This window comes from Parabacteroides sp. AF14-59, assembly GCF_003479515.1.
Taxonomy (GTDB): domain Bacteria; phylum Bacteroidota; class Bacteroidia; order Bacteroidales; family Tannerellaceae; genus Parabacteroides; species Parabacteroides faecis.
Map to the genome: position 1 here is coordinate 186,941 of NZ_QUHH01000009.1, position 13,162 is coordinate 200,102.

The 13,162-nt window shown below is 43.0% G+C and carries 8 protein-coding genes; 4 read left to right on the forward strand and 4 right to left on the reverse strand.

Features of this window, described 5'->3' with window-relative positions; genetic code table 11:
• The first annotated feature begins 29 nt into the window (after positions 1 to 29).
• The 4 genes from DWW23_RS12200 to galA all read left to right on the forward strand — a co-directional run bounded on the left by DWW23_RS12200 (position 30) and on the right by galA (position 8,100).
• Complete coding sequence (locus DWW23_RS12200; protein WP_122353554.1) at positions 30 to 1,769, forward strand: RagB/SusD family nutrient uptake outer membrane protein; 1,740 nt, start codon at positions 30 to 32, stop codon at positions 1,767 to 1,769.
• Positions 1,770 to 1,803: 34 nt separating this feature from the next.
• Positions 1,804 to 2,265, forward strand: coding sequence for a hypothetical protein (locus DWW23_RS12205; RefSeq protein WP_122353555.1), 462 nt, complete (start codon positions 1,804 to 1,806; stop codon positions 2,263 to 2,265).
• Between the two features lie 108 nt (positions 2,266 to 2,373).
• On the forward strand, positions 2,374 to 5,037 hold the full coding sequence (locus DWW23_RS12210) for a beta-galactosidase (RefSeq protein WP_122353556.1): 2,664 nt from the start codon (positions 2,374 to 2,376) through the stop codon (positions 5,035 to 5,037).
• A gap of 228 nt (positions 5,038 to 5,265) precedes the next feature.
• Positions 5,266 to 8,100 (forward strand): beta-galactosidase GalA, encoded by a 2,835-nt coding sequence (galA, locus tag DWW23_RS12215; protein WP_122353557.1) that lies wholly within the window; start codon positions 5,266 to 5,268, stop codon positions 8,098 to 8,100.
• Between the two features lie 138 nt (positions 8,101 to 8,238).
• Here the strand turns inward: galA and DWW23_RS12220 are convergent, their stop codons facing one another.
• The 4 genes from DWW23_RS12220 to DWW23_RS12235 form a co-directional block, all read right to left on the reverse strand.
• Entirely contained in the window at positions 8,239 to 8,925 is a 687-nt protein-coding gene (locus DWW23_RS12220; RefSeq protein WP_122353558.1) for a BACON domain-containing protein, read from the reverse strand.
• Positions 8,926 to 9,050: 125 nt separating this feature from the next.
• Complete coding sequence (locus DWW23_RS12225; protein WP_158583178.1) at positions 9,051 to 9,917, reverse strand: LytTR family DNA-binding domain-containing protein; 867 nt, start codon at positions 9,915 to 9,917, stop codon at positions 9,051 to 9,053.
• 111 nt (positions 9,918 to 10,028) lie between these two features.
• Positions 10,029 to 11,603, reverse strand: a complete 1,575-nt coding sequence (locus tag DWW23_RS12230; RefSeq protein WP_233564322.1) for a glycoside hydrolase family 5 protein — start codon at positions 11,601 to 11,603, stop codon at positions 10,029 to 10,031.
• A 42-nt stretch (positions 11,604 to 11,645) separates the two neighbouring features.
• The gene (locus DWW23_RS12235; RefSeq protein ID WP_122353561.1) at positions 11,646 to 13,157 is read right to left on the reverse strand and encodes a SusD/RagB family nutrient-binding outer membrane lipoprotein; all 1,512 of its coding nucleotides are present in this window, start codon (positions 13,155 to 13,157) and stop codon (positions 11,646 to 11,648) included.
• Positions 13,158 to 13,162: the final 5 nt, after the last annotated feature.

Sequence of the window (13,162 nt, forward strand, 5' to 3'; positions counted from 1 at the left end):
TAAAGGTATAACAATTGAATTTTAATAATATGAAAAATATGAATATTAAAACAATATCAGTGGCCTTACTAATAGGATGTACGGCTTGTAGTGACATTCTGGATAAAGGCCCATTAGATAAATTCTCGGAAAACGATGTATGGGAAAGTGCGGAATTGGCACAAGCCTTCTTGTACCCCTCACTAAATTATGCCACCGGACAGTTGGTATGGAATGATAAATGGACGGACAATGATGTCATCCAGGATGACGGAGACGCTTCGAACGTAAATAAAGAACAGATCGACCGCTATTACGATGCCGGTTGGAATCCAGGCGGGAATAAAGATAAAGCCGGGGATATTTATGCAAACATCCGCAAGTGTAATCTCATGCTCCAAAAAATGGAAGAAAACACGACCTTCCTGGAGCAAGATAAAAATCACCTGATTGCACAGGCTAAGATGCAACGTGCCATGATCTACTTCAGCCGTGCCCGTTTGTTCGGAAAACTGATGATCGTAGACCGCGTACTCGACCCGGAAGAAAAGATGGAACTGCCCAGAACGGAAACGATCAAGGATACGTATGACTTCATACTGAAAGATTTGCAGGATGCAGCTGCCGAACTGCCCGCCTCCATTAAAAGCTCCGAGACAGGCATACTTACCCGAGGTGCAGCCTATGCATTAATGGCGGAAGTAGCACTTCACGGCGCAGCCTATATCGAATCCGGTCAAGATGAATACTACAACATTGCAAAGAAAGCCAGCGAAGATCTTTTCGCCCTCGGACAGTATGATCTGGATACCGATTACGAAAAAATGTTCAACGAATTCGATTATGCACTAGGTTCGAAAGAAATTATTCTGGCCCAATTCAGACATGAGAATAACACAAAGTTTGCAGATACCTGGATGCAGACATTGGTTCCGAATGTTAACAACGACAAACTAAAAGAATTCGCCAACCCCAAACTGAACGACAGCTTTGAAGGCTGGATCGGAATGTTCCCTTCAGTCGACCTGGTAAACGAATACGAAGTCAGAGACACGGACGGAACAGCCAAGGACTGGAATCAAAGTAGTTTCTACAAAAGCTGGCAACAAAATGGCGGATATGTTTCGGACGCTATTTATAAGAACCGGGACAATCGTTTCTATGCAACTGTCGTACAAGACTCAAGCCGTTTTTTCAACAGCCTCGTAACGATGCGTGCAAAAGGTAACATGCATTGGGACAGTAAAGCCGGAGGTGATTGGGGAATGGCTCTGAACGGATATGTTTATCGCAAAGGCATATATACGGCAAAACCGTTATTGAATTCGGACCCGACTTACTACCATTATGTAGTTCTGCGATTGGGACGCTCTTATCTGAACTATGCGGAGGTAATGTTACGCCAGGGCAACATCTCTACGGCAATTGAATATATTAACAAAACCCGTACAGTACATGGCGCAATGCCGGAACTACCTCTGAACTTATCTTCAGAACTTGCCTGGAAAGCCTATAAACGTGAACGACGCATCGAGTTGGTACATGAAGGTGACAGATATTGGAGTCTATTGCGATGGGGAAAAGCCGATAAAAAAGATAAAGTGGAAGAATTGACAAAAGTTCATCACGCTATCAGTATTTCCGAAGATGGAAAGAATTTTGAAATTATCCCTTTACCCTATCAAACCTCTTTCAACGAACGTGTCTTTACAAAGAAAAGATATTTGTTCCCGGTTCCTGAAGGTGAAAGAGTAAACAACCCGTCTCTCGATCAAAACGAAGGATGGTAACCAATTATAAACATCTTATAAAACAACAAGAAAAATGAAAGCACTGTATAATTATTTAGTTCTACTTTTATTGATCGTCATAAACACATCTTGTCTGAAGGCCGGTTTGGACGACCTGGAAACGTACAATCAGAATGATATTACAAATATTCGTTTTGAATACAGATGGTGGGATGAGAGTGGTAAAAGACTCCGGGTGATAGAAATGGGTACGGAGAAGACAATCGACAATAATGCAAAAGAAATAGTCTGTTCGATCAAAGTACCTGATGCCACACAAACTTTTACAACCGAAATCAGAAATCAGGTTTCATTAAGTACCTTGGCAATCAATGTAGATGCATCCTCCTCTGCCCGTATCAGCCCGGTTGGTGGCGCCCCGGCCATGGGAACATTCCCCTCCGACTTTTCAGCAAAAGAATTTGTATATAAAGTTACAGCCGGAAACGGGGATAATGCAAACTGGACAATCAGGATTACGAATTTCGTAAAATAAGGAAATTTCGTAAAACATACTCTTTTAACTTTTTTCTGAAAGTTGGGTTAAGGAGGAGAAAAACACTTCCTTAACCCAGCCTCTTAACTAAATTCAATATTATCGGGAATGAATAAAATACGCTTATTATCCGCATTTTCTCTTATCGTGGGAGTAATCTCCGCCCAACATACAATAGACTTGAGTAAAGTCTCCCCTCCTGCCGTCAACTACCTGCAAATGGGGCACTCCGGTCCTGCCGGAAAAGAGATTCGTATAAACAATCTATACATGGAAGAAAGCGGTATCCCGCAACTTCCCGTCATGGGGGAAATTCATTACAACCGGATGGATCAAAGGTATTGGCGCGATGCTTTATTAAAAATGAAAGCATCAGGCATCGACATTGTAGCAACTTACTGCATCTGGTCTTTACACGAAGAATTCGAAGGTGAACTTTCTTGGGAAGGACACCTCAACCTCCGGCGTTTTGTCGAATTATGCAAAGAATTGGATCTGAAAGTGCATCTACGTTTCGGACCTTACTGCAATGCCGAAATAAAAAACGGAGGATTACCTGATTGGATTGTAGAAAATAAAAATCTTAAAACCCGCTCGAACGATCCGTTGTATCTGGAATATACACGCCGGTGGTACCAAGCTGTATATGATCAGGTAAAAGGTTTATTATGGAAAGATGGAGGTCCTATCGTGGCTCTCCAGTTAGAGAACGAATATGTAAAAGAAGGAATGATCGTTTCACATTTACTCAATCTAAAAAAGATGGCTGTACAAATAGGATTTGACGTTCCTATTTATTCCATGACCCACTGGATGGACAGCGAATATCCGAAAGGAGAAATCGTTCCTTACGCCGGTTTCTATATTGAAGCTCCGTGGACAGCTTCGGGAAAGAATGAAATACCAACTTCCAATTTCGAATTTTTCACCTACAACCGTCTGTCGGATAATATAGGTACCGATATCATAAAAATAGAAGGAGAAGTAGAGTCTCTAAGCGGAGAAAATAACGACTCCCCTTTCTTCACATGTGAAATAGGTGTAGGAACGACCGCATTCTATCATCGCCGTGCTGTCGTTCCCGAAGATATGGCTGGTGAAAATATTAACCTGCGTTTGGGATGCGGAGCCAATATGATGGGATATTATATGTATACCGGAGGCACTAACCCGGTCGGGAAATCGAGTACATACCAATCATCCGGCCCTCGTGTCAGCTATGACTATCAGGCCCCCATTCGCGAATTTGGCACTTTGGGGACGGTCATGCAGGAGACAAAGAAATATAATTATTTCATGAACGATTTCGGTACGGCACTCGCTCCGGCTGTGGCTTATCTTCCTACCAGCAATCAGGACAGGAATAATTTGCAATGGGCCGTACGTCTGAATGAATCGGCTGGATACCTGTTTTGCTCCAATTATCTATATAAACGCACCCGGAAGGATTATAAAAATGTTCAGTTTACCGTAAAACTGAAAAATGAGACCCTTCGTATACCGCGCAAAAAAGTAACCGTCAAAGGCGGAACTTATTTCCTGTGGCCATTCAACCAATCATTAAGCGGTGTATTGTTGAAATACTCAACAACACAGCCGATCTGTTCCCTGGCAGAAGGAAACAACAATACTTATTTCTTCTTTGAAGACGACCTCATTCCAGGTGAATATTTTATTGACAACAAAGACATTCAGGATCTTAAAGTAAAGAACGGTACATTCAGAAAAGAAAAGAACGGCTATTTTATTGATCAACTGACACCGGGAAAAGAATGTACCATAGAAGTTACAAAAAACAACGGTGCAATAGTTCGTTTCGTCACTTTGACAGAAGAAGAGTCGGATCATATCTGGAAAGGTACGATAAAAGGAAAAGAGTTTGTAGTTATCAGCAACTCTTCATTGATATATGATAATGACAAGATCACGCTAATCGACGAGCGACCGTCGACAGAAGCCTGGATATATAAAAACGGAAACTTCAAGTGGCAAACAAACCGGGCCACTCCACGGAATTTACAGGCTACAGTTCATCAGGTAGCCCCTATGGAAAAAAGCCAGTGGATCCGTCCGGCGAAAGGGAATGCGGTAACACGTTTATTCTCGCTGAAAACATTTTCAACGATAGAACGCGCTTATCTACGTTACGCTTCTATCAACCCGGTTCGTTGCAGGCTCAACAGCAAAGATGCGGAATCCACAAAAATGAAGGATTATTCCCGCGCAGACATAACAGATCTGCTCCAAAAAGAAAATAATACGGTTGAATTTATTTTACCTGACGGCGAAGATGTAATCGCAGAGGTCGAAATCTTACTGAAGAATGGAGAGCGTATTGTTTGGAATACCGATGCGACCTGGTTATCTTCGGAAAATAACCAACCGGTTATAACTGTTTCAGGTGGGAACACTCCTTCGGCTTTTGCTCCGGAAGAACACTTGGCGGTATATGAGGTAAAAGCCCCGACGGCAGTTTGCGGTGAAGAAGAAACACGCATGTACATTTCCTACAAAGGAGATGTTGCCAACGCATACCTGAACGGACATCTGACGGGCGACTCTTTCTACGACGGAACCGACTGGATCCTTAGCTTGAGCCGTCTCAAAGAATCTATCGAAATCAACCCGATGGTTATCCGCATTGACGGTCTGAAATCGGCTGATGCCCCGATCTACTTTGAAAAAAATGTCGTACCGGCAGATTGTGTAATTCCGACAATTTCCGATATTCGGATTAAACAAGAATACCGTTTCGATTTGAAAGATGAATAACGACCGGAAATTACTAATTTAACAAATTATCAATGAACCCTTACTCTCTGTGTCTTATATGCGAGAGTAAGGGTTCTTACAAAAACTAAATCCAGCATTACACAAACCTTTGCATAGCTTTTTTCCCATTGAAATCAGGGACAAACGATATATTTCACTATTTTTGAAAATTAAAAAGGATTTAAAGGTAATAGAATCGACATTCAAATAATTCTATAATAAAACACTATGACAACACTCAAAACTCTTTTGCTTCTCTTGTGCATAAGCTTTTCGTTACAGGCACATGCACAGGAAAAAGTAACTACCCGGGAAGTCCTGTCGCTCGATAAAGGATGGAGTTTCCACAAGGGAGACATCCCCTATCCGGTCATCAAAGGCCATAACGCAACTTACCGGAACGCCAAAGCCGGCTATGTGAGCGGAGCAGCATCTCCCAATTATGACGATTCTTCCTGGCGCGTACTCGATTTACCCCATGACTGGGCTATCGAAGGAACCGTAAATCCGGACGCCAATTTATCCCAAGGATACCGTGACCGTGGTTTTGGCTGGTATCGACGGAAATTCAAACTCGATCCCGAAGATAACGGGAAACATCTCGAAATACAGTTCGACGGTATTTCAACCCATGCTACGATCTGGGTAAACGGAACCGTTCTGCACCGGAACTGGTGCGGGTATACTTCCATGTATATCGATATAACTCCCTATGCTACTTACGGTGATAACATCAATACGATCGCCGTACGCGTGGATGCAGAAGCACAGGAAGGCTGGTGGTATGAAGGGGCAGGAATCTACCGTCATACCTGGCTGGTTAAACGTTCGCCGCTGCATATCATTACCGACGGTGTATTTGCTCATCCGGTAAAGAAGAACGACAACCAATGGGAAATACCCGTGGAAGTTTCTTTGTATAACTCGGGAAAGTTATCGGCTGACGGAGAAGTCGAAGTCACCCTGTTCGCTCCTGATGGCAAGCAAATAACAACACAGTCAAAAGCAGTCTCCGTCACAGCATTAAGAGAAGGCATTGCCAATCTCCCACTGACCGTGTCAGACCCGCAACTTTGGTCGCCCGACAGTCCTGCCCTCTATAAGGTAAAGACTACGGTGAAACAAAACGGTACCGTAACCGACGAGGTCGAAACCAAATGTGGTTTCCGTACAATCCGTTTCGATAACAATACTGGTTTTTGGCTGAATGGAGAGAACATCAAGATAAAAGGTGTTTGTAACCACCAGGATCATGCCGGAGTCGGTGTTGCCGTTCCCGATGCGCTTTGGGAATTCCGCCTCCGCAAACTGAAAGAGATGGGAGTCAATGCCTATCGTGTAGCTCATAATCCGGTTGCCAAAGAGTTTATGGCCGCTTGCGACAGCATGGGTATCATGATTTTAGATGAAAACAGATTATTCAACACTTCACCCGAATATGTTCGCCAACTGGAGTGGCAAGTACGCCGCGACCGTAACTGTCCGAGCGTAATCCTTTGGTCTGTTTTCAACGAAGAACCGATGCAGGGTACGGAAAACGGGGTTGAAATGGTTCGTCGTATGTATGATGTCGTTAAAAAGATGGATCCGACGCGCCCCATAACAGCAGCTATGAACGGAGGATTCTTCTCTAAACACAACGTATCGCAAGCCGTGGATGTCGGCGGATTCAATTACCAGATCGAAAGTTACGACCGTTTCCATGAAGAAAATCCGGAACTGCCTTTAACCAGCTCGGAAGATGGCTCGGCATTTATGACAAGAGGTGAATACGTAACAGACCGGTCAAGGAACCTGATGGATTCATATGATACACAATGTGCCGACTGGGGTGCCACTCACCGCAGAGCGTGGAAAGCCGTGGCTGAACGTCCCTGGATGGCCGGTTGCTTCTACTGGACCGGATTCGATTATCATGGTGAACCGACTCCGCATCGCTGGCCTACAGTCAGTTCCTTCTTCGGTATCATGGACTTATGCGGCTTCCCTAAAATGGCTTATTACCTGCATCAGGCACAATGGGTAAAAGACAAACCGGTCCTTGAACTGGTACCGCATTGGAACTGGCCTGCCGATTCTATCGGGAAACCGATCAAAGTTATGGCTTTAAGCAATGCAGACAAAGTCAAACTGTTACTGAACAGCAAAGAAATATCCGAACAACAGGTAGACCCGTACGAAATGAATACCTGGTCCGTCCCTTATAAACCGGGCAAACTGGAAGCTATCGGTTATAAAAACGGAAAGATCGTTTCACGAACCAAAGTGGAGACAACCAAAGAACCTGTCCAGGTCCGCCTGATTCCGGACCGTAACAGTCTGGCCGGTGACGGAAGGGATGCTATGCCCGTAACCGTAGAAGTCGTCGATTCCAAAGGCCGTCATGTACCGACAGCCAATAATATGATCGAATTCACCGTAACAGGTCCTGCTGAAATCATCGGTGTAGGAAATGGTGATCCGAACTGTCACGAACCGGAGAAAGGAAATAAACGCAGCCTGTTCTATGGTCTTGCACAGGTGATCATCCAAAGTAAAGAAGGGGCAGGAACAATCACATTAACCGCTACTACTCCGGGATTAAAACCGGCAACAATCACAATCGATGCCAATCAGGTTGCTCCTGTCCCATTCATCGCTGCAGAATTTCCGCCGATGTTGCTGAATAAATGGGTAGCCTCTCCCCTTTCCAGCGACAAACCTGATGCAACCCGCCAGATAGCTGATAACGATATGAATAGCTGGCAACCTGTATCAGACGGTGATCTGATCAAACTGGAGAATGCCAACTTCGTTATTTTACGTGCGACATTCAATCCTTTCCAGGCTCACCGGGAAGAAGGTGGAAGTATCCTCTTTAAACAATTGGCAGGAAAAGCTGAAATCTGGTTGAACGGACAACTGATAGGTTCCAAAACGACAGATAAGGAAGAAGATTTCACTGTTGAATTTCCTGCCGTAAAAGAAAGATGCGACCTGCGGGTACTGTTAAATGGTACGGCAGGAGAAGCTGTAGGTTTAAAAGGAAATGTAACAGTCCGTACTAAACGGGATATAAAATAAAATCACTGTTTAATAGTAAAAATAATGTTGCAAAAGTATTATCGTACACAGTCAAATAGAAAACATCCGTCATCTGTGTCCCATCTAATACTTTTGCAACATCTTATTTTTCATTCCATCAATAATATACCAATCTCTTTATTTCACCCTGTTAATAATAACCGGAAGACCATCGGCCGGTAACAACCCCGGTAAATTTATTTTCATGGCAGACTGGAATGAATCAGCAGTAACCTGTCCTATTTCAAAAGTAATATTTACCGGTAACTCCATCAAAGTAGAAGAAAGTGTCAGAGTTTGTCCGGAAACGCTCCATGTCCCTTCCAGTGTCTTGATTTCCAACTCGGGAGTAACATATTTGTTTATAACTGCAACTGCGCTCTTATCGTCCTTCAATTCAAGTGTCAACCCTTCCATTACATCAAAAGCCGGTTCATTACTGGTCTGGTCGTCCAATATCCATTTACCTTTCAGTAGCGACTCAAGAGAAGCCGGATCCTGTTTAACCGTTATCACCTTTTCCAAGGTAGATGATTTAACCGTTACCGTGGTCGATCTTTCCTTCATATCAGGATTTGTTGTAGCCTTAATTGTCAACTTCCCGTCATTGGAGCCCGAAGCCGGACTTACCGTACACCAATCGGTAGCTGCCGAAACAGCACTCCATGCTACATTCGATTTTACATCGATGGTTGTCTCAGCGTTTTCCGCCTCTAATATAACCTCACCGGTCGAGACATTCAATGCTGGTGTCGGATCATCATCATCACTTCCACATGCGGTTAACAATGCCAGCAATACTCCTAAAAATAATACTTTTTTCATATACTTCTTAAATTTATAATGTGAAACATTCGATTAGTTAATCTGGGGTCGAAGATATGAAATAGAGAGATTCAGGGCTGGTTTCAGGGGTAGATACAACTATTCTGGTATAAACGGGCAATCGCTTATTTGCGGACAAGCAACTCTTTGACAGTTTCTACATAACCGCGTGAAATGGGGATAGGAACATTGTTACCTTCCATGTTAATTTCGTAGGACCGGCCGTTCTTTTTTATAGAAGAAACGTTCAACAAGTTTATTATATAGGAACGGTGACAACGGATGCAATTGTACTTTTGCATATCCTGTTCAATATTTTTCAACGAATTTCTTACCAGCTCTTTCTTTATCCGGTTATCCTTATGATAGTAAACAACAATATAATTATCGGACGATTCGAAATAGAGCAAATCTTTAGGTTTGATAGAAAGACGGAGCTGATCGTTTTCATCGCATATATTAATACATTCATATTGAATAACAGGCATGTTCTCCTGTATAACAGGAATCACATTCTTCTCTTTCGATACATTATACAGAGTCAATACGGTCAGACTGATAAGATACCACAAAGCGAGGGATAAGAATATGATCCGGAACGACTCTAAAAATTCCCCGATAAAGAAATCGGATGGAGTAGTATATAATGATCCCAGGATCAATGTGCCCAGCAAAACATCAAAACCAAAGCCAACCAAAAGATGGTAAACTTTCATTTCACGGTTTTTGAAGTACCTGTATTGAAGATATTGGGAAACCCCGATCAAGATAGCACAGACCAATACGAAACCGATCAGCGACAATCTTTTTAACGGTGATAAGTTGATTAAATACCCCAGCCAATTGTAGATATTGAACGGATTAAAAAGGATAAGGAAAAGATTAAGATAAACGAACATCCCGACAGCGAAAAAAACTCTGTCTTTAAATGTCTTCAGATAAACAAAAGGAGTGGTGAGAGACTGTTTTATTTTTGTATATGCTTGCTCCATAAAAGAAATGCTGATCAAATGACAGGCAAATATACTAAAAATGACAGAAACAAAGACGATGGTGTCGCAATTGTTCTTAACGGACACGGGCGACACCATCGTTTTTTCAAATCATTCAGCAACCGGAAGAATTAATTGTCTTTCTCCTCCTGCCGGCTGTATTTCCATATATCCTGCGTTGCTCTTGCCTATCGGAATAATCGAATAAGACGACGAAGGGTTCAATACTATTTTTTTCGTATCCCCGAGTATCGATATATCAGGAATATAAATACGTGTAAGCGCCTTTTTATCCATCTCAACCCATTGATAAGTGAATCTGTTTTTCTGATAATCGTTATAATAACCCAATGACTTTCCATTGGTAACCATCGGATAATAACGACTTAAAGCATATTGAAAATAATCTTGCGTATCGATTCCTTCCCAAAATGCCCAGTAGGTTTGTCCGGCATCGTTTTTTTCGATCAGATTAATAATATGGGTGGCAGGTTCTTTATATTTTCCGCCCATATAAAAGGCCCCCCATTCGCCAACGAGTGTGGGAATGCCCAATTCGCGACCTCTTTCAAACATACTATGGAATAAGAAGTCCAGACGCCCGTACCCCTGTGACATAGAGGCCTTGGAGTCGGTCACCAGATCATACCCATGAGGAGCATAAGCACACAGCAAATCGTTGTGGCCGTCTTTATCCTTTGGAATGCTAAAACTACTGGAAACACCCATATTGCAAAAGAAATTATGTTCGAGGAAAAGAATGTGTTTTGTGTTCACCTCTCTGATCGCATCTCGTACCCTCTGATAAAAATCACTCAATGCTCCTTGCTCGAATTCATTAACAATAGGCGTAATCTTGCCAACCACGTATGAAAAAATTTCCCCATCATTCAGTAATCCATAGGCCTCCAAACGGGAATCTTCCGTATTCCACATTGACATGACAGCTTCTTCGGTCAATATTTCACCGGTTACCGAGGCATGGACTTCTGCAAATCCTTTCAGTAACTCCTGGAATATTACCAATCCGGAAGAACCCATAAACGGCTCATTCATGATGTCGAATCCGACAACCGAAGGCGCATTGGCATACCGTCCGGCAACAGTTTTCCAGGCATTGATATAATGGTCCTGTAGTCCTATACCGTCTTCTGCCGGCTTATTACTCCAGAAATTATCAAACGATCTCTGTACGGCCGGACTCATGATATAGGCATCACTCCAAACATCTCCTTTTACATGCGGAAGACCTTCGTCAAGTGTTGCCCAAAGCGGAGCACCATTCCCAAATTTTCTCCCATACAAATCCTGATGCATATCGAGTATCAGCCAAAGATTATTTTCTTCCGCCCATTTCACACGCTTATCGATCTCTTTCAGATAAGCTTCATTAATTTTCCCCGGTTCCGGCTCCAGAACATCCCAATAAAGCCCATACCGTATACAATTAAATCCCCATTCTTTAAACTGGCGGAATAATTCTTTATCTCCGTCATACAGAAAATTATTTTCCGGAACTTTGGTCACATGGTTCAAACCGTTTAAAACCACGGTTCTTCCCTGATTATCGATAAAGCTCGTACCATCGGTCGATAAAAAACCGATCTTTTCCGGTTTATTTATCTGGCAACCTGTGATAAGCACAAGAATAACCAATAAGAAGATTTGCTTCTGTTTACTGTTCATATACATTTTTACTCTTTAAGTGATTAAAATAAGTTGCTGAAATTATTTATTCCACCAGACAGCCGTTGTCATTTTATCTTCTCCCTGGTTATTTACAGCTTCCGTCACGTTATCCAGGTTTATACTATATTCTTCCGTCGGATACTTGAACCGGAGCGGTATTTTTCCCTTATTCGGACTGCTCTGGTAGTTTGTAGGCGTTAACCTGGGATAACCTGTACGTCTCCAGTTGGCATAACTTTCATAGCCGTTCAGGAAAGTGGCAATCCAGAACTCGGTCCCGATCACATTCAGTTTATCACTGGCAGTGACTGCCTCGTCGAATAACCCTTGTGAAAGATAATCTTCCATCTGTTGCCCCGAAATGCCCCCTGCATTACCGTAAATAGCCTGTTGTTGCATGGACGAACGGACTGCATTTTCATAATGCGCTTTCGCATCACCTGAAATATACCCTTTCACGATCGCTTCAGCCTGTAGTAATTCAACCTCGGCATGTGTCATATAAATAGTAGGCGCATCCAGTAAAAGAAGCGTTGCCGGATTAAATGTGGAATAATTTGCCAAAGAGGTATAAGTCGGATCGCCCGTACGTATGGTAAGAGCATCATATCCGTTGGGTAACCCTTTTTGCATGTCCCGATCCGTATTGCCATCCGGCAGTGCACAATAGACCTGCATCCGGGGATCGTTGGTAGCCTTCAACCGGTCCATAAATGTCTTGCTTATTTTTATAGCTCCGCTCACCAGTAGACTATGACTCTTAAATACATAACCCAGTTGATTTTCCGTCGAGGCTTTACCTTCTACATGCTGAACCATACAGATATCATCCGCCGATTGCATCACTCCACCCTGAATCGCTTTTGCAATCAGCGCTCTGGCCTGAGCCGGGTCCGCTTTCTCCATACGCATACCCAGGCGAAGCAACAGCGAATTGCCGAAACGTTTCCACTTATTTATGTCACCGCCATATAAAATATCACCCTCGATAGGCTCCTTTGTCTCATTAAGTAAGGAAAGGCCCTTTTCAATATCACTGACCATCCCTGCGTAAATATCGCTTTGCCTGTCATAGCTCGGATAGAAGTTCTGTGTACGGTATCCATTACCCGCTTCCGAATAGGGAACATCACCATACAGATCGGTAATCCGGTGGAAAAGATAGGATTTCCATATCAGTGCAACAGCGTATGTATTCACATTCGTCCCGTCATCTTCGGTAAGATTGATGAGTTCCTCAATATTCTTAATTACTGTGGCATACATCGTGGTGAAGAAGATTCCCAATGTCTCTGTTTCCAGGTATTTGTCTCCCGCCATCTCATTGAGGTCGAGGGAAGCGGTCTGCTGTACCATCATCATGCAATAACCGACCTGCGTCCTTTTAGCGAGTCCTTCATTGCTTGTGTTCAACTGTGTATAAGTAAGTAATGGCCCCGGCTCGATCGTCGGACTGTTATTGGGATCGATGTTCTTCTCTTCAAAATCACACGAAGTAATGAATGCCAACGCAGACAACAGTGCCGTTATTTTTAATATATATCGTCTCATAACCT